The organism is Angustibacter sp. McL0619, assembly GCF_049994355.1.
In the GTDB taxonomy this organism is placed as follows: domain Bacteria; phylum Actinomycetota; class Actinomycetes; order Actinomycetales; family Angustibacteraceae; genus Angustibacter.
The window spans coordinates 473,655-491,415 of sequence record NZ_CP188257.1 but is presented as its reverse complement, the minus strand read 5'-3'; the positions used below and the strand labels follow the sequence as shown (position 1 = coordinate 491,415).

Here is a 17,761-nt window from a genome sequence, read left to right as displayed (position 1 = left end):
GCACGTACGTCGAACGAGGGTGAGGCTCTTCGACATGGTCCTTCGGCTTTCTTCACTCGTGTACCGGGGGAGGCGGAGGGGGATCACGTCCGGGAAGCAGGGCAACCGCTTGATCGATGGCGTCGCACGCGAAGGTCACCACGGCATCGTCGGACATCGCGGCACCCCTGCCGGTGGCCTCCGACCAGCTCGAGGACCCGAGTCTGTCCATCAGGAGCTCGGTGGCTTCGCCCATCCGCTCGGCGTCGGCTCCGAACGCCTGAGCGGCGGTGCTGTGTGCGTTGATCGCACCCACCAGGACGGCGGCAGACCCCCAGCTGTCCATCCTGAGCAACAACTGCACGAGGTTGCGCAAGGTGGTCCACTGGTGCGTCCACACTCCCATCCGCCGCCATCGATCGACGATGGAACGGAACAACGGGAGCGCGGTGCTGGGGTCGCCGGAACGTCCCAACAGGGAGGCCAGGCCGACCAGCGCGATTCCCTCCACGAAGGTCGCCCCCGCCGACTCGGCGAGCCCGATGGCTCGCTGGTACGGCTCGATCGCGCGGTCGGGTTCGAGCATCGACAACGCCTCGGCCCGGTCGTACGACGCGAGGGCCAGCATCGACGGGTTGCCCAGCGGTTCGACGACCCGGTACTGCTCGTCTGCGAAACCCAGACCCTTCTCGGGGTCGCCCGCGTAGGTGCAGGACTGGGCAAGACCCAGGAGTGCCATCCCGGCCTCGTAGGGGCGATCGTGCAGCCGCGCCAACCGCAGCATCTCGGCATGATCGCGATAGCCGTCATCGAGCCTGCCGACGTACAGGGAGATCATCCCGCTCAGCCGGAGACCGAACATCCGCCGGTGATCGTCGGGGCCGGCGGCATGGGTCAACGCACGGACGGCGAGTGCGGCCGCCAGGTCCATCTCACCGCGCGCCGTCAGGCCTTCGCCGACTGCGCCACACACCTCTGCGAACAACGGATGCTGGTCTGCGCCACGGAGTTCGAGAGCCACCTGACCCCAGGAGACGACCTCGTCGCGGAACCTGAACAACATGTAGTAGTGGAGCCCGCGCGAGAGCCGCAGCGCCAGCTCCACCCGACCCGCTCGAACCAACCACTGATGAGCCGCACGCAGATTGTCGAGCTCCCGATCGACGATGGTGACCCACTCGGCCTCGTCCGCTCCGCGCAACCCGCGGTCTGCCTCCTCGGCTACCGAGGCGTAGTGGGTTGCGTGCTCCAGGCGAACCGCGTCGGCCTCCCCGTAACTGCGCAGATGTTCAGATCCATAGCCCCGCAACGTCTCCAACAGCGAATACCGAACCCTCCCGCCGGTCGCGCCGACGGTGATCATCGATGCGTCCACCAGAGCAGCCAGCAGGTCGATCACGTTGCTGCCTGCGATGCCCCCACCTGAACCGACCCTCTCGGCCGCGGCGAGATCGAAGCTGCCGGAGAACACCGACATCCGATCGAAGAGACGTCGCTGAGACGGAGTCAGAAGGTTGTAGGACCAGTCGAGGACGGCCCGTAGGGTGCCGTGTCGTCCGGTATCCGCATCGGCAGGGGAGAGCAGGTCGAGGCGACCAGCCATCCGCGCCGAGAGGTCCACCGGGTTGAGGGACCTGATCCGCGCGGCGGCGAGCTCGAGCGAGAGGGGCAGCCCGTCAAGCTGTCGGCACACGGCCACGATCGCGGCGAGGTTGTCTGCGTCGAGATCGAGGTCTGGACGTACGGCCCGCGCACGTTCGACGAACAGGGCGACCGCCGGGGCCGTCGCGTCCTGCGGATGTGCGGTGTCCGGCAGAGGCAGCGGGTCGACGCCCCTGACACGCTCGCCGTCCAACGCCAGCCTCTCTCGACTGGTCGCTAGCACCACCACTCCCGGGCACCCGCGAAGGATCGCCTCGACCAGCGGACGAACTCCAGCGAGGACGTGCTCGCAGTTGTCCAGCACCAGCAGCAGCCGCTTGGGAGCGAGGAAGGTGACGACCGAGTCGAGGACGCCGGCGCCGACCTGACGGCGAACGCCGAGCGACGTGGCCAGTGCCGGAGCGACCGCATCCGGACCGGTCAGCGGCGCCAGCTCGCACCACGCGATGCCTTCGGTGAACTGGCCTGACACTGCGACGGCGGCGCGCGCTGCCAGTCGCGTCTTTCCCACTCCGCCCACGCCAGTGAGCGTCACCAGCCGCGCCTGGCTGATGGTCGCGGCAGCCAGAGCGATGTCCCGCGACCGACCGATGAAGCTCGTCCCCTCGGCGGGTAGACCAAGGCCAGACAATGCACCCTGATCCCGATCGCCGACGAGGACGGCCGACGGACGTTCGTCGAGCTCCTCGGCGGGTAGGGCGGTTCTATCCAGCTCGGCCGACCGTTGCAGGATCGCAGTCTGCTGCGCGCGCAAGGAGGGGGACGGATCCAGCCCAAGCTCGTCCTCGAGCAGTCTTCGATAGGTGCTGAAGGCCTCCAACGCCTCGGCCTGACGGCCGGAGCGGTACAGCGCGAGCATCAGCTGCGCTCGTGGCCGCTCGCGCAAGGGGTGCAGGGTCGTGAACGCCCGCAGCTGGCCGACCAGCTCGGCGTGGACGCCCAGGGCGAGGTCGACGTCGAATCGCCGCTCCATCGCGACCAGTCGCAGCTCATCCAACCGCGCCGCTTCAGCGGCGGCGAAAGACGCGTCGGAGAACTCGACCAGGGTGGGACCACGCCACGAGCTCAACGCCTGCTGCAACATCTCCCCAGCCGCACGAGGTCGGTCCGGGGCGATCCGCGCTGCGTCGTCGAGCAGCCGCTCGACCCGACCGGCGTCGATCTGCTCGGGCTGCACCATCAGCACGTATCCGGGTGGGCGGCTGATCAGCACGTCGCGGGCTGTGCCGCCGGCCGGATCCTTCAACGCGTGACGAAGCCGGGACACGCAGGTCCAAAGGCCCTGCCTCGCGTCGGTCGGCGGCTGCTCACCCCACAGCACGTCGACGAGCCGGTCGGCCGAGACCACCGTCCGGGCATGGACCAGCAACACCGCGAGAAGCCGTCGTTGCAGTGGGCTGCCGATCGGCACCGCACGCCCGTCGTACTCGACGCCGAGCGGTCCGAGAATCCGGAACAGCATCACCAATGCACGGTAAGCCCGCGGCAAGGTCCGCGGTAGTCGGCCGCTAGGGGCGCGGCACATGCTGATCTCGCTTTGCAGATTCGTCCGCGCGAGCCCCGCAGATGGAAGGCCCCACCATGACCACCGACCAGGACACGTTCTCCCGCTCCGCCACGATCCACACCGTCGTCGGTGGTGGCGGTCAGGCGCTGCACGTCCGGGAATGGGGGCCGGCCGAAGGCCCGCCCGTCCTCCTGATCCACGGCTGGTCGGGGAACCACCTGTGCTGGAGACATCAGGTGGAGAGCGCACTCGTCGAGCAGTTCCGCGTTGTCGCCCTCGACCTACGCGGGCACGGAATGTCCGGCCGCGGCCTGGACGCCAGCCTGTACCAGGATCCGGGGCTGTGGGCGGCCGACGTGGCCGCCGTCATCGAGCAGCTGTACCTGGACCGACCGACGGTGGTGGGTTGGTCCTACGGCGGCTTCGTGATCTGCGACTACGTCCGCGTATACGGGCAGAGCGCCATCTCGGCGATCAACTTCGTCGGAGCCGCGACCCACCTGAACCAACACTTCGACGACATTGGGCCCGCGTTCTTGAGCAACGCACCGGCCGGGGCCGACCCCGACCTGCCAACGAGGATCGCCGCACTGCGCCGGTTCTGGCGCAGCATGAGCGCGGAACCGCTGGACCCAGCTGATTTCGAGACCGGGCTCTGCGGGAGCGTGAACGTGCCACCACAAGTGCTGGGCGCCTTGATCTCCCGCCAGATCGACTCTGATCAGGTGCTGGCCGGGCTGACTGTTCCGATCCTGGTCTCCCACGGCCGCCTGGACCAGATCGTCCTGCCCACCATGGCCAAGCACATCCTCCAGGTGTGCCCCACCGCCCGGGCATCCTGGTACGACCGGGTTGGGCATGTCCCGTTCGCCGAGGAGCCGGCACGCTTCAACGACGAGCTCGCCGAGCTGGCCCGCACCGGCCGATAGCGTGCGTGCATGAGCGATCAGCCCTCGGAGGGCACGGTTTGGCCGGAGTCTGGCCTGGCCGACGAGGACTTCTCGCCCAGCTGGGTCGACGATGACCGTCCGCGCATCCCACGCGTTGCTGCCGAGCGGGAGGCTCTTGCGGCCTACCTCGAGTACTACCGGGCGACGGTGCAGATGAAGTGTCGCGGCCTGACCCCCCAGCAGGCGCGAGCGCGGTCCATGCCCCCATCGACGATGTCGCTGCACGGCCTGGTGCGACACCTGGCCGGCGTCGAGCGGTGGTGGTTTCAGCAGAACTTCGAGCGCCGTGACGTGCCGTTCCTCTTCTTCACCGCTGACGACCCCGACCTCGACTTCGATCCGCCGGCGGACGCCGACTTCGAAGCCGACCTACAGGCCTGGCACGCAGAGTGTGAGGTCTCCCGCGAGATCGTCGCCGCACACCGCCTGGACGACACCGCCCGTCCCCTGGACTGGCACGAGGATGTCGATCTGCGTTGGCTGGTGCTCCGGATGATCGCCGAGTACGCCCAGCACTGCGGGCACATCGACCTGCTTCGCGAAGGGATCGACGGCAGGACCGGCGCCTGAGCACCAGACCGCTGCAGCCCAGTTATGCTTCGCGCTCACTATGGCCGATCAGACGACGTCGTCCCGGGTCCGGCGGCGCGCGCTGCTGCGAGGCCGTGAGCTCCGCGCGTCCGCCGCCGCCGGCGCGGTCGTCCTCCTGCTCGTCGTGGTCCTGGCGATCGTAGATCCGACGGGCCTGCTTGCGCCGGTGGGAGGGGCGGGGATGCCGGTGATCCGCTTCGGCCGGGTCTACCAGTGGGCTCCGCTGATCGTCGGAGTGCCGGTGCTGCTTGTCGGGACGATGCTTCCGGTCTACGCGCTGGCTCGCTCGGGTCGAGCGTTGTTCGCCTTCACGTGGGTCTGCGTTGTTGGCGCCGTCGCCACCGCAGCGGCCGCTACCGGAGTCACGGCGGCACTCCCGATGGTCGGGCCGCACCTGAGCCTCGTTGCCGTACTGAAGTTCGCGGTTGCGACGAGCGGGTTCGCCGGCCTCAAGGGCCTGGTCGCAGGACCAGTGGTCGGCGCGGCCGCCGTTCTCGCGCGCGGCCGCCGCGCGTCCGACAGCGAGGCCGGAACGACCACCGCACTGGGCAGCGGGGAGTGGCTCGGGTCGGGCACTGCATTCGCGGTGGCTGTTACTGCAGTCGTCGTGGCGTTCACGGCGGTGGGCAGTTCGAACTGGCGCGGCGGTCCGGTCGGGTACGCCTTCACCGGGCCCCTGCTGGCCCCCACCAGCGCCGCGAGCGCCTTTGGCGCGCTCGCCGGGATGGTCGTATTCCTCGGCCTGTTCGCGTTGGCCGTCCGGGCCGCGCTGCGGCGGCTTCCCGACCAGGCCCCGCTGGCGGTCTGGCTCGCGGCGCTCGTCGCGAGTGTCGGACTCGGCGTGGTCGGGGCGGTTGTTGCGGCGCTGACCGGCCACCTGGACGATGCGGGCCCGGACAGTTGGTGGATCGCGACCACCGTGATCTGCGTTGCGACGGCGATCGGGTACGGCGTGGGCGTCGGCCTGATCGCTGCGCTGGCGACCGGAACGACTTGGCGCTGGCGAGCTCGCGTCGGCCCTGGCGACAGCGACGGCGCGACGTCCCACCGCCCGCGCGCGCGGACCTGGATCGTCGTCGGAACGGTCGTGGTCCTGCTCGCGATCCCACTCGTCGTCCCGACCAGAACACGTGGCCCCCAGGCCGTGGCGCCGGTCCCGGCCAGCGGCGGGCTGGAACGGCTGCACCTGCTGCCGGCGCAGACCAGCGACGGACTGCCCGTCATCGGCGACGTCACCGGTCGACGGGTTCTGCTGCGCGGCGTCAACGTGAACCAGCTGATCGACTACTACTTGCGCGACCCCGATGTCCCCGCGACCCAGAAGCCCACCGACGAGGACTTCGCGCAGATCGCGTCGTACGGCTTCAGCGTGGTCCGCCTGGGCATGTCCTGGTCGCGGCTGGAACCGACCAGGGGCGAGTTCGACCATGCCTACCTCGACGAGATCCGGGCCGCAGTTGCGTCGGCCAAGGAACATGGCCTCTACACCGTGCTCGACATACACCAGGACGCTTGGGGCAATGCGCTTGCCGCGCCGCCCGGCCAGAGGTGCGGCGCGGCGACGTCGCCGACAACCGGGTGGGACGGCGCCCCGGCCTGGGCTACGATCACCGATGGTGCCCAGCACTGCCAGTTCATGGCACGGGACCTGGCGCCGGCGGTCGCGACGGCGTACAGCAACTTCTACACGGACCGCGACGGCATCCAGACCGAGCTGATCCGCACCTGGGCGACGGTGGCGAAGGCATTCGCGGACGAGCCCGCCGTCGCCGGTTACGACCTTCTCAACGAGCCCGGCATCGGCGCGACCCCGCCGGTCAGCAGCGCCCTGCTGCTCGGCCGGTACTACGACGCGGCGATCACGGCGATCCGCGGCGCGGAGAGACCCGGATTCGCGCACCTGATCTTCGTTGAGCCGAGCGTCCTGTGGTCCGGGCTCGCGTTCGACGTGACTCCACCCCCCGGGTTCACCTCCGACGCGCAGCTGGTGTTCGCGCCGCACCCGTACAGCGAGTCGATCACCATGGACCAGAGCCTCGGGCTGACGATCGCGTCGATCGAGCGGAACCTGGCGATGTCGGCCGAGGCAGCGAAGTCGTACGGCGCCGCGCTGTGGCTGGGAGAATGGGGCTGGTTCGGCGACCCGGACGTGGACGGCGCCAAGGTGCAGCGATTCGTCGCCGCTGAGAACCGGCACGGCGCAGGCGGCGCGTTCTGGGTGTGGCGCCAGGGCTGTGGCTCCCCGGAAACCGGAGACGATGCGGAGAGCAGCGGCAACCTCGTCTCCGTCGACTGCCGCACGGGCAGGCTGAGCCCCCCGCCGGACGGCTTCGCGCAACCTCTGAGCCGGGCGTACCCGCGCGCCTTCCCGGGACGGCTGGACTCGCTGGCTTCCGGCGGCGCCGACCTTGCCTTCACTGCGACGGTCGACGACCCCGACATCAACTGCCAGCTCGACATCTGGGTGCCCGGCGACGCACGCCCGAACCTGACCACGACTGGCGTTACGGACGCGGGCGCGACGCAGGTCGACGGCGGCTGGCGGGTGACGGGCTGCGCATCGGGCAGCTACTCGATCGACGTGACCGGTCCGGAGTAGCATCGGGGCGGTCGACCCGGTGGCGGGTCGCGTGGCGGTCGGCCCGGCTACGGGTCGCATGGTGCTGGGAGCCCATGATGACTGTCTCAACCCTGACTCAGTACGCCGATGTCTCGGAACTAGCGGAGATGACGACGGCCGGTGGCGCAGGCCTGTTGTCGTCCTGGTTGGACTTCCTGCCGGAGTCGGCCTTTCTGCGGCCGGGGGAACCGCTCCACTTCGCGTGGCGCGTCGTCGCAACCCCGCGGACCCGTTGGGTCAGCGCGAGTATGGAGCTCGTGGTCGAGGTCGGTGGTGATGTCGAGCACGTCTGGGACCGGCGTTCGCTCTCCTGGCCGCCGTCTCTGGTCACGGCCGAGCAGACCGATGGCATCTGGCCGCCGATCGGGTTCGTCTCCGAAGACGTCAGCCCGATCGGAGGCGGACGTCAGGCGCTGTACCACAGCCTGGGCACGAAGACCTTGCGCCTGATTGTCACCGTGCACGACGCAGCTGGTGCCGACCACGTGCTCAGCGCGGACGCGGAGATCGAGATCGGCCTTCCTGCGGGCAGCCCGACGATCGTAGTCGTGAGCCCGCGAACGGCTGCTTGGAACGACCCGTACACCGTCCAGGCAACCGCAAGCAGTGGGGCATATGCCGCGCTCAGCGCGACGCTGTCGTTGACAGCCTCGGATGGAAGTGCTTTTCCGCCGTCGACCTTGCGCCTCGAGGCGCACGACGCCGTCAGCCAGAACCTCGCCGGCCCGATCGTGCAGAACTGGACCTGGGTCTCGAAACCCACCTACCACGTCCTGGACGACCAGCTGAGCCGTCGCGTCGTGTACACCCCGGTGTTGACCGACATCAGGGACGAGTTCGACAACGTCTACCCACCCAACCCACAGAGCCCGGCGTCGGTGCTGGTCTCGGTGTCGAGCGACAAGATCAGCGCCGCCCACATGTCCGAGGACAACTGGTGGACGGCGACGGGGCTCGCGGCAGGAGCCGCGATCTCGGGTGCGTTGGCGTCGGTACCCGTGCTGACGATCTTCCTTGCTCCACTGGCGGCCGGCGCAGCCGTCGAAGCGTTGTACTTCGCCGGCGTCGCCGCCATGTACGCGCAGGTTGCTGACGACCCACCCGTCCCGGATGAGCAGTACTTCGCCGAGGTTCCCATTCCAGCGGTGGTGGCGCTGCCGCAGCAGGATTCGATGCCCGCGCTCTCCGCCGTCGCGGGCTCGTTGCACCGGATGGCGCGATGTCAGCTCGCCGGTTCGGCCGCAGCCGGAAAGGTGCTTGGTGCCCGACTGGCCGGGTCGGACACGGCCGAGGCCTGGCATCGCAACCGGCTGGCGGAGCTGGCGCACACGGCGTCGAGCGAGCTGAAGACGGTGGTCGCGAACATCCACGACGCGATGGCCGAGGTCAGCGGGGACGACGCTCTGACGCCGAAGGCCATCAGCTCTGCCCTGGCAAAGCTCTCGCAAGACGGTGTGCCGCAGAGCCTGCGTGCGGCGCTGGCGACGCAACTCGGCAAGGACTTCGGCACCGCCTTCGCCGACCTGCTCGGCGATCCGGCCATGGCAAAGTCGATGCCAGCGCTCCCGGATGTGTTGAGCGTGCTGCCCGTCACCGCTCACCAAGCGATGAGCACAGGCTTCCTCGGGCTTGATGCCGCTCTCTAGGTTCCCGGCACTCGGTGAGAACCGGCACCCGTGGGTCACCGAAGAGCGTGGTTGCCACGGCTGGATGTTGGTGCCAGCCTGAAGTGAGACCTTCGATGCCTGGGAGTTGGCATGGCTGAAGACGACCTCCCGTTAGCCGATCTCGACGCGGCATCAGCCGTCTGGGTGCAACTGTCGAGCCTGGTCAACCAGGCTCGAGTTGCCGGGGACGCCTGCGCCACCAACGACGAGCTGCGCAAGCGGGTCGAAGCCGGCGGCGACGACTTCGCGCCGGCCTACCTGTTGTGGCTCGGCGACAACCTGTCCCGCAGCAAGCGGTCGGCCGAGGCGGTCGCGGTCTACGCCGAACACGCCGACCGGTTCGGTGCGGCCAAGTTCGGCGACCGGCTGTGGGGCCCGATCGCGCTCGAGAACCTCGCGCGGACACAGGTAGCGGCCGGTCAACCGAAGGACGCACTGGCGACGTACAGCGGCTTGCTCGACGGACCTACCGACGGCTCCTCCCGGGCCTGGATCGCCCTGCACGCGGCCCGCGTGGCCGAAGACACGATCCGTGACACCGCGCTGGCGCTGCAGTGGTACGACCGGGCTGTTGGCGAGACCGACGACCCGTCGCAGTACGAGATCCCGGTTGCGGACCTGGCCAAGAGGGAGGCGGCACGGCTGCGCAGCGATCACCCCTGGATCTGCGACACGATGCAGGAGCTGGCGGCGCGTCTCGCGCTCGCAGTCCGCAAACCGGACGCGGCCGCACTGGGCTCGCTTGCGTCCGCGACCCACATGCGGGTGGGGGTGGCGGGTTCGGAGGTTCGGTTCGTGGACGCCGAGCGGACGATCGAGCTCCTGGTCGAGCACTTCAGTGGTGGTGCACTGTGCGACCCGAGCGACGTCACGGGTCACGGGGACAAGCGGTATCTGGCCGTGGTCCCGGCGACGCCGGGGTCGCCGTACGCGTTGATGCATCTGATGTTGTGTCGGTGCTCGCTCGGCTGGGAGTGGGCCGGTGTCATCTGGACCCTCCCGGACGACGCGCTGACCTCGCTCATGCCGAGCGGGGATCCGATGACCAACCAGCCCTTGCCGAACCCGTTCTTGCGAGCGCCGTGGCCGGCCGGGATCAGCTTCAAGGCCGGGGGCGTGCTGAACTTCGGCGCCGAGGCGTTGGCGGTCGCCTCCATCCCGTTCGGCTGGCTCCTCGCCCTGGGGCTGTCGAATGGGCCGGCCGGTTGGGGTCCGGCCGGCTTCTACTACAACCAGTTCGGGCACACCGGCAGTGAGCAGGCCTTCGCCATCGACTTCACTCGCTACCAGCAGCACGTGCCGTTGGTCAACGCGGCCGGCGGGACACCGGTGCTCTGCGTGAGCGCCGGGGTCGTGCAGGACCTCGAAGCGAATCGCCCGAACGGCGACCCCTTGATAGAGAACCGGATCGCGACCAACCACGTGGTGACCTCGTCGGACTGGACTCCTGCAGCCCTGACTGGTGGTGACACCCGACTCAGAGCGAAGTACCTGCACCTGGCTGGTCCGCACCTCATCCCGTGGTCTCTCGGAATGTTCGTACCTCGGGGCATTCGCCTGGGACTGATGGACGACACTGGCCTGTCCGCCTTCGACCACCTGCACTTCTCCGTGCACGACCAGAACCTCGGCTTCCAGAGCGTGCGGATAAACCCGCTCGACGGCCAACGGCTCGATGACGGCGACAACTACTCGGTGGTGCATTCCACCAACGGGTTCTGACCGCGGAAGCCGGCTAACAAGAGCACGTCGCAGTGACTGGCTAGCCTGCAACACATGCCCATCAAACTCGAGAACGTCGGCATCGCCGTCCGCGACCTCGAAGAGACGATCGCCTTCTTCACCGATCTCGGGCTGACCGTCCTCGGCCGAGACACGGTCAGCGGAGACTGGACCGACACCGCGGTCGGCCTTGACGGCAATCACGCCAACATCGCCATGCTCCAGACACCGGACGGCAATGGTCGCCTCGAGCTCTTCGAGTACATCCATCCTGACGCCATAGAGACGAATCCGACCCGACCCAACGAGATCGGCATGCATCGTGTGGCATTCTCGGTCGACGACATCGACGAGGCCCTTGAGATCGCCGCGAGGCACGGCTGTCACCCGCTGCGCGGCGTGGCGACCTACGAGGACGTGTACAAGCTCACCTACGTCCGCGGCCCTAGCGGCATCATCGTGATGCTCGCCGAGGAGCTCAAGAGCACCTGATCTCGAGGGGTTGGTCAGAGCCCGTACGCCGTCTGATGCCGCGGCTGGTAGAGCTGCACGTCGTCGGCACCCGGCACCGTCATCATCGCCACGATTCCGTAGCCGTGGTCATCTGGGCCGGAGCTGAACTCAGCGCCCTTGGCTCGTAGCTCGGCCATCGTGGTGTCCAGGTCATCGACGATGAAGCTGATCGTTTGGTGCCTGGGTGCGTTCGCACCGTCGTGCAGCGGACCCGTGGGGTGGACGCCCAGCTCGCTCGGGCCGGTCTGGAAGATCAACCAGTTGTGGTCGCCGGTGCCGGCGTCCACGGATGGGAAACCCATCACATCCCTGAAGAAGGCCCGGGAAGCATCGGCGTCGTCGGAATAGATCAGAGCGTGGCAGGCAAGAATCATGCCGTCAGCGTCTCACCGCCGTGCGCCCACGGGCACCCTCCTCCGCAACTGACCGCAGCATCGCATTCAGGGGAAAGGACTAGGTTCCGCGTATGGATCCTCAGCTCGTCGCAGCGCTCATCGCTGCCGGCGTCGGCGTCCTGACCCTGATCGGCACTCTGGCTGCCCAGTACTTTGGTCGCCGCGCAACCAGTAGAGACACCAGGCAGACCCTCAAGGAGCAGACCCGGGGCCAACGCGAAGCGCTGGACAAATCCCTGAAGGAGCAACGCGACCAGCTGGACAGGACCCTCGCGGAGCAGCGAAACCGCACGCTCAACGAGCGCTTCATCAGCTCGGCTGCCCAGCTGGGTGACGACAAGCCGCCAACCGTTCGGCTGGCCGGCGTGTATGCGCTGGCGGGCTTGGCCGATGACTGGGAAGAGAACCGGCAGACCTGCGTCGACGTGTTGTGCGGGTACCTGCGCATGCCCCATGACCTCGGCCCCGGCGAGGATGCAGGGCAGGCGGAACTGCTTGCCTTCCGGGCCAACCGCGAGGTGCGCCATACGGTCGTTCGCGTTGTCGCCGCCCACCTCAGGGACGGTGCCGCAACTTCCTGGCAGGGCCTGAACTTCGACTTCACCGGGGTCGTGTTCGACGGCGGCGACTTCTCCGGCGCCAACTTCTCCGGGGGGCTGGTTGACTTCGGGAGGGCCGAATTCCCCACTGGCCGGATGGACTTCACCAACTGCACGTTCTCGGGCGGCAGAGTCAGCTTTTGGCTCGCCACGTTCTCCGGTGGGAAGGTTCAATTCCAGAACGCCGACTTCTCCGGCGCGAGCGTCGACTTCATCCGCGCCCGTCTTTCCGGTGGCGAGCTCCGCTTCGACCGAGCCCGGTTCTCGGGTGGCCACGTCGACTTCAGCGGTGCCCAGTGCGCTGGCGCCGACGTGTGCTTCTTCAACGCGCAGGTCTCCAGCAGTGGCAGGCTCGGCTTCCACAGCACGGAGTTTTCCGATGGTCTGGTCCGTTTCAACTACGCCGCCATCAACGGTGAGCTGCGTTTCAACCAGGCCGACTTCGCCGGCGGCAAGGTCGACTTCACCTACAGCAAGTTCGCCGACGGTTACCTCGGGTTCAGCCTCGCGAAGTTCCGCGGCAGCGAGGTCGACTTCGACGGTGCGGAGTTCTCGGGCAGTCGAGTCGACTTCGTTGGCGACTTCTCCCCGGCCAAGTTCACCGGCGCCGGAATGGTGGACTTCAGCGGGGTCCGCGACTGGTCCCACCCACCCCAGTTCCCCTGGACAACCAGTTCACCATTGTGGGACTCCACTCAACCAGCAAGCGTGAAGCTCCCCACGAGCGACGGACTCGCCTAGACCCCGCGACGTTCCCTTCCGATGCGGTGTAGCGGGTACTACTGTCGGAGTTCGCGGCCGCGTGGTTGAGCCAGCCCGGAGGTTGAACGTGAGTACAGAGGTCGCGAGTGACCGCGATGCTGGCGAGCAGCCGGAAGGCTCTCCACCAGCTCGCGAGGCCGCTTCAGTGGACCATTCGCTGCCTCATGCTCTGACAGCGGCTGAGAACGACAAGCAGACGGAACTGCGCGCCGTTCAGGCCGAACAGGCACGGACGGCGTACTCGCAGCTGTACGTGACGGTGCTCGAGAAGGCCAATGAGGCCGCCAAGAGCGGCCTGCGCTTCGCTTTGTTTCCAGTGGCGCTGATGTGTGTCGTCGGCACCGCCATGATCGCGGCCGCGATGTTCGACACCGTCGAGGCGCACCCGGTCGCGATCCGGGGGGATGGCCCGACGATCGTGGTGACGGGAACGGCGCTGAGCACCCCTGAGTTCATCGCCACGATGGTGGTCGCGGCGATCCTGCTGCTGGCGGCCCCCGTTGTGCTGCACTTCGCGGGGGAGCTGGCCCGCAGCTCGGTGACGAATAATGCGCAGCCCACGCTTGACAACGCGGCGGGGGACCTCAAGACCCAATCGGATGCGCTTGCTGGGGCCTTCGACGGCTACGACAGAGCCAAGACGTACGAGCCGTGACCACTAGCACCGCTCCCGCGGCTCATCGCCGCGGTCGCCTACCCGTCAGGGTGTGGGTCCTGGTGCTGTGTGGCGTCGTCGCGGTAGGCATCACCGCCGGAGTGTGGTTCGCCGCGCTGATGGTGGGTGACGCGGACCTGCGTAAGGCGCTGATCGGGGTGGCCGGGACTTTGTCGGCGGCGATCGTCGGCGTCGCGTGCGGTGTCGTGTCGGCTACCTGGGGCGACCATCTGCAGAGGGACCGGGCACTGGTGGCCGGGCGGTGGGCCGCACTGCTAGAAGTCAGCTCTGCCGTGGACACCTACAACCGGGAGCGTCAGGATGCCCACCGTTTTCGTCTTGGGGCGAAGAACCCCGACCTGACCGACTCGGCGAGAGCTCAATCGGACGCCTTGTGTGTCACCGCAACCGCGACCGCGTTCGCAGCGCGCTCCCAGGCCCTGTCGGCGGTTCGGAAGGCTCGGGACGTTGTTCCCGAATCGGCTGCCCTGAGCACGCTGCCCGCGAAGATCCAGCAGTCGAAGATGTCACCGGACGAGGACCCTGACCTGGTGTCGACAGACGCGCTCGCGGCCGAGATGACCAGGTATCGCTGAACCGCCCCGGAACCGCCCCTGAACCGCCCCATCGCGGGTCAGGGGCGGGTCTGCTGTCACGGGGCGAGGCAGTGCTCCAATGCGTTGGCGCTGCCCTGACTGCTGCATCGAGTGGAACCCGGGTGGCTCAGCCGATATTCGACGGCGTTCGCACTCCCGTACGCCCCGAGGGAGACGCCCGCGCCAGTTGATGCTGCGTCGTAGCGCGTGGCCCCGGCGCACAGCAGTGAGGCCGCCAGCACGGCTGCCACCGCCGCGAAGGTAGTGAGGGGCCGTACGAGGCGGCCGCCGCGAGTGGTCCTGATCGTGCTCATGACAGGCCCCTTCCTGGGCGAACAGCGTGGTTGCACGCTTGGTCCGATCAGGCTGCGCCGAGGCACTGGACAATCACTGGACTCGCTCAGAGCGTCGCGATGCGGGCGAGCTCGGGTGCCGGTAGCCGGAGGCCGAGCCGCTCTGCCTCGAGGGTGAGTCGGCCCGCGATCGACCGCGCCTGTTCGGCGCGACCTGCGGCGGCGGCGGCGAGTGCCGACTCGACGACGTAGACCACCCTGTCCGGCGTGAGGCCGTACGCGTCCTGCAGCAGGAGTGCGGAACGTAGCTGGCGAACCGCTTCGTGGGACTGGCCCGACAGCCGGGCGAGGCGTGCCCGCCTGGGGCCGATGGCGCGCGCGGCGATGTCGGGATATCCGCCGAGTACCGCGGCCTCGCTCTGGTCGATCAGCAGTCGGGCACCGTCGAGGTCGTTCTGCTCCATGGACACCTCGGACAGGCGGGCCGCGCATCGGGCCCAGTTCAGCACGTGCCCGGACTCTCTGCCGAGCTGGGTCGCGCGCGCTCCGAGTCGGGCCGCTGCCTCGAGCTCGCCTTGGGCCCAGGCGAGCAGTGCGAGCTCCTCGACGCTGCGTGCTTCCCCACGTTGGAAACCCATCCGCACGACGAGGTCCAGCGATTCCTGTAGCCGCTGCTCAGCCTCGCCCCAGAGGCCGGCGTCCGCGTCCAGTGCTCCCTGTAGACGCACGATGAACGAAGTCAGGTAGTCGTCCTGCGCGGTCAGCGACTCGTCCCGAATGGAGTTCACCAGCGTGCGGGCGAACGTCGGTTCCCGGTAGCGCAGGAAGTCGGCGCTGACCAGGTTTGCCTGTGCGACCACCGACCGTCGGGCCGCCCAACCCCAGCGCAGCCCGTGCTCGGGCAGGTCCGGTCCTGACTCGCGGACCTGTTGGAGCAGAGCCAGTCCCTTCGTGGCCGGCCCCGCCCAATCCATCCAGGTCAGGCTGTTCCCCTCGAGGCAGCGGGCGAACATCTCGAGGCTCGCCGAATGGGCGCGGGCCGCGCACCGGCCGCTCTCCCGGGCGTGTTCCAGTGCGACCACTGGCTCTCCGACCGAGTCGGCGAGCATCGTGGCGCCGGCATGCGCGGCGGCCAGCAGCTCGGCGTCCGCGTTCGGGGGGCATCCGGCAAGCGCATCGGTGAGGCGGGCGAAGCCCTCCTGGACGTGCCCGAGGTCCCACCAGAGCGGGAGGCAGTCGATGACGAGAGCGAGCAGTCGGACGCTCTGTCCGTTGTGCTGCAGGTGGTCCAGCACCTGGCGGACGTCCGCCTGCTGCTCACCCAGGGCGACGAACGGCGCCTCGCCCTGCTGGGTCCTGGCGTGGCGTGCGGCCTGCTCGGCCAGCTGGCAGACATGATGCGCCAGGCGTTCGAGGACCGCTGCCTGTTCGGACGGCTGGCGAGCCAGCTGCTCGGCCGCGTACTCGCGGATGGTCGCCAACAACCGGTAGACCGTTCCGCTGCGCGCAGCGGTCCTCTGCACGAGGTTCCTGTCCACCAGCACCGCGAGGTCCTGCAGCGTGTCCTTTCCGACCCCGGCGACCTGCTCGATCGTCGTCAGCTCGAAGGTGGCCCGGAACACGGACAGATTCGCCAGCAGTGCCCGCTGGTCGGCGCTGAGGCTGTCGCAGCTCCAGTCGATCGCGGCGTGCAGGGTGCGATGGCGCGCCGAGCGTTCGCTCGTCGCAACATGGGTGCCCAGCATCCGTAGTGGACGGTCCAAGCGTTCGAGCAGCACGGCCAGGCTCAGGGTCGACGTCCACGGTGCGGCCAGCTCCAGCGCCAACGGCAGCCCATCCAGGCTCCGGCAGATCCGGGCGACGACCCCGGCGTCAGTGTCGGTGACGGAGAAGGCCGGATCGCAGGCCCGGGCTCGGTCGACGAAGAGCTGCACCGCATCCGAGTCCCGGATCGTTCCCGGCTCGGAGTCCGACCTCGCCGGGATGGGCAGCGGGTGCAGGTGCACGACCTGTTCGCCGGGAAGATGCAGCGGCTGGCGCGAAGTGACGAGCACCGCGACGCCGGGAGCTGCTGACAGGAGCTGCTCCAGATCCGCAGCCGCCGGGACGAGCTGTTCCATGTTGTCCATCAGCAGCAGCACGGGTCGCTCACCCAGCTGCAGAGCGAGCGAGTCGGCGCCGCGCAGATGCGGGGCGAGGTTCATGCCGAGGGCAGCGGCGACGGTCGGCCACACGACTTCGGCCTCGCGCACTGGCGCGAGGTCAACGAAAGCGACGTCCCGGTCGCCGGCCGCGGCAAGCGTTCGTGCCGCTTCGATGCCTAGCCGTGTCTTGCCACAGCCGGCTGGCCCTGTGAGGGTCACCAGCCGGTGCCGCTGGGTCGCCTCCACCAGCTGCGCCAGCTCCAGCCGCCGGCCAACGAAGGACGACAAGCTGGACGGGAGCCGCACGGTCGGGGTGCGCGTGGTGGGCCCGCCGAGGGAAGGGTCCTGCGTGAGGATCTTGTTTCGCAGCGTGCGCAGGTCCGGACCGGGCTCGACGCCCAGCACCTCGACGAGCGTCGAGCGGGTCCGGTCGTACAGCGTCAACGACTCCGACTGCCTACCCGCGCGATACAAGGCCAGGATCCGGCGCGCGGCGATCGATTCGCGCAGTGGGTGGTCGTGGGCGGGAACGTCCAGCACGGCGAGAGCCTGCTCCGGACGTCCCGACGACAGCTCGACGTCCGCGGTGAGCTCGACGGCCGAGAGCCAGGCCTCCTCCAGCGCCGTTGCGGCGTCCGCCAGCTCGAGCTCGGGCAGGTCCGCGAGGGCTGGCCCCCGGCGCTCCGCCAACGCAGCGACCAGGAACCGCCGCGCGGACGGCAGGTCCTTGACGGAAACGCATTCGCGGGCCCTGCTGACCAGCCCCTCGAACCGGAGGAGGTCGAACTCATCCTCGGTCACGACCAGCCGGTACCCCTCGGGCGAGGTCACCAGGCGCTCACCGGTCGAGCGGGGGCGCCGCTGCGAGTCCAGGACCGCGCGCCAGTCGCGCACGTAACCGTGGACGAGGTTGACGGCAGACCGTGGAGGGTCCTCGCCCCAGAGCGCCTGGATGATGCGCGCTCTGGGAACGGTGCGGTTGGCGGACAGCAGAAGCACGGCCAGGAGTACACGTCGCTTGTGGCCCCGCCCGACGCTCACCCGACCGCCGACCCGCACCTGCAGAGGGCCGAGGATGCGGAACTCGACAGCGTCCACGCCCACCA

At 68.7% G+C, this 17,761-nt stretch carries 12 protein-coding genes; 9 read left to right on the top strand and 3 right to left on the bottom strand.

What is annotated here, in order from left to right; genetic code table 11:
* Positions 1 to 52: 52 nt before the first annotated feature.
* Positions 53 to 3,103 carry an AfsR/SARP family transcriptional regulator gene (locus ACPPVT_RS02345; protein WP_426567032.1) on the bottom strand — a complete coding sequence of 1,017 codons (3,051 nt, stop codon included), beginning with the start codon at positions 3,101 to 3,103 and terminating at the stop codon, positions 53 to 55.
* Positions 3,104 to 3,222: 119 nt separating this feature from the next.
* On the opposite strand from ACPPVT_RS02345, the gene ACPPVT_RS02340 reads away from it, so the two are divergent.
* The 6 genes from ACPPVT_RS02340 (at position 3,223) to ACPPVT_RS02315 (ending at position 11,190) form a co-directional block, all read left to right on the top strand.
* Positions 3,223 to 4,077 carry an alpha/beta fold hydrolase gene (locus tag ACPPVT_RS02340; RefSeq protein ID WP_426565092.1) on the top strand — a complete coding sequence of 285 codons (855 nt, stop codon included), beginning with the start codon at positions 3,223 to 3,225 and terminating at the stop codon, positions 4,075 to 4,077.
* Between the two features lie 9 nt (positions 4,078 to 4,086).
* Entirely contained in the window at positions 4,087 to 4,668 is a 582-nt protein-coding gene (locus ACPPVT_RS02335; protein ID WP_426565090.1) for a DinB family protein, read from the top strand.
* 40 nt (positions 4,669 to 4,708) lie between these two features.
* Positions 4,709 to 7,288, top strand: coding sequence for a glycoside hydrolase family 5 protein (locus ACPPVT_RS02330; RefSeq protein ID WP_426565088.1), 2,580 nt, complete (start codon positions 4,709 to 4,711; stop codon positions 7,286 to 7,288).
* Between the two features lie 77 nt (positions 7,289 to 7,365).
* On the top strand, positions 7,366 to 8,955 hold the full coding sequence (locus ACPPVT_RS02325; RefSeq protein ID WP_426565086.1) for a hypothetical protein: 1,590 nt from the start codon (positions 7,366 to 7,368) through the stop codon (positions 8,953 to 8,955).
* Between the two features lie 111 nt (positions 8,956 to 9,066).
* Positions 9,067 to 10,698: a hypothetical protein gene (locus ACPPVT_RS02320; RefSeq protein ID WP_426565084.1), complete on the top strand. Its 1,632-nt coding sequence runs from the start codon at positions 9,067 to 9,069 to the stop codon at positions 10,696 to 10,698.
* A gap of 54 nt (positions 10,699 to 10,752) precedes the next feature.
* On the top strand, positions 10,753 to 11,190 hold the full coding sequence (locus tag ACPPVT_RS02315) for a VOC family protein (protein WP_426565082.1): 438 nt from the start codon (positions 10,753 to 10,755) through the stop codon (positions 11,188 to 11,190).
* Positions 11,191 to 11,204: 14 nt separating this feature from the next.
* Here the strand turns inward: ACPPVT_RS02315 and ACPPVT_RS02310 are convergent, their stop codons facing one another.
* Positions 11,205 to 11,585, bottom strand: a complete 381-nt coding sequence (locus ACPPVT_RS02310; RefSeq protein ID WP_426565080.1) for a VOC family protein — start codon at positions 11,583 to 11,585, stop codon at positions 11,205 to 11,207.
* A 92-nt stretch (positions 11,586 to 11,677) separates the two neighbouring features.
* On the opposite strand from ACPPVT_RS02310, the gene ACPPVT_RS02305 reads away from it, so the two are divergent.
* From ACPPVT_RS02305 to ACPPVT_RS02295, 3 genes are all read left to right on the top strand, one after another.
* Positions 11,678 to 12,946 carry a pentapeptide repeat-containing protein gene (locus ACPPVT_RS02305; RefSeq protein ID WP_426565079.1) on the top strand — a complete coding sequence of 423 codons (1,269 nt, stop codon included), beginning with the start codon at positions 11,678 to 11,680 and terminating at the stop codon, positions 12,944 to 12,946.
* Between the two features lie 88 nt (positions 12,947 to 13,034).
* Complete coding sequence (locus tag ACPPVT_RS02300; protein WP_426565077.1) at positions 13,035 to 13,622, top strand: hypothetical protein; 588 nt, start codon at positions 13,035 to 13,037, stop codon at positions 13,620 to 13,622.
* A gap of 101 nt (positions 13,623 to 13,723) precedes the next feature.
* Positions 13,724 to 14,218 carry a hypothetical protein gene (locus tag ACPPVT_RS02295; RefSeq protein ID WP_426565075.1) on the top strand — a complete coding sequence of 165 codons (495 nt, stop codon included), beginning with the start codon at positions 13,724 to 13,726 and terminating at the stop codon, positions 14,216 to 14,218.
* Between the two features lie 400 nt (positions 14,219 to 14,618).
* Here ACPPVT_RS02295 and ACPPVT_RS02290 read toward each other — a convergent pair whose 3' ends face one another.
* Positions 14,619 to 17,753 carry an ATP-binding protein gene (locus tag ACPPVT_RS02290; protein ID WP_426565073.1) on the bottom strand — a complete coding sequence of 1,045 codons (3,135 nt, stop codon included), beginning with the start codon at positions 17,751 to 17,753 and terminating at the stop codon, positions 14,619 to 14,621.
* Positions 17,754 to 17,761: the final 8 nt, after the last annotated feature.

Bases quoted from the DNA above. Each gene is read 5' to 3' on its own strand.
- ACPPVT_RS02345 (WP_426567032.1), bottom strand. From the start codon at position 3,103: ATGCTGTTCCGGATTCTCGGACCGCTCGGCGTCGAGTACGACGGGCGT.
- ACPPVT_RS02340 (WP_426565092.1), top strand. From the start codon at position 3,223: ATGACCACCGACCAGGACACGTTCTCCCGCTCCGCCACGATCCACACC.
- ACPPVT_RS02335 (WP_426565090.1), top strand. From the start codon at position 4,087: ATGAGCGATCAGCCCTCGGAGGGCACGGTTTGGCCGGAGTCTGGCCTG.
- ACPPVT_RS02330 (WP_426565088.1), top strand. From the start codon at position 4,709: ATGGCCGATCAGACGACGTCGTCCCGGGTCCGGCGGCGCGCGCTGCTG.
- ACPPVT_RS02325 (WP_426565086.1), top strand. From the start codon at position 7,366: ATGACTGTCTCAACCCTGACTCAGTACGCCGATGTCTCGGAACTAGCG.
- ACPPVT_RS02320 (WP_426565084.1), top strand. From the start codon at position 9,067: ATGGCTGAAGACGACCTCCCGTTAGCCGATCTCGACGCGGCATCAGCC.
- ACPPVT_RS02315 (WP_426565082.1), top strand. From the start codon at position 10,753: ATGCCCATCAAACTCGAGAACGTCGGCATCGCCGTCCGCGACCTCGAA.
- ACPPVT_RS02310 (WP_426565080.1), bottom strand. From the start codon at position 11,585: ATGATTCTTGCCTGCCACGCTCTGATCTATTCCGACGACGCCGATGCT.
- ACPPVT_RS02305 (WP_426565079.1), top strand. From the start codon at position 11,678: ATGGATCCTCAGCTCGTCGCAGCGCTCATCGCTGCCGGCGTCGGCGTC.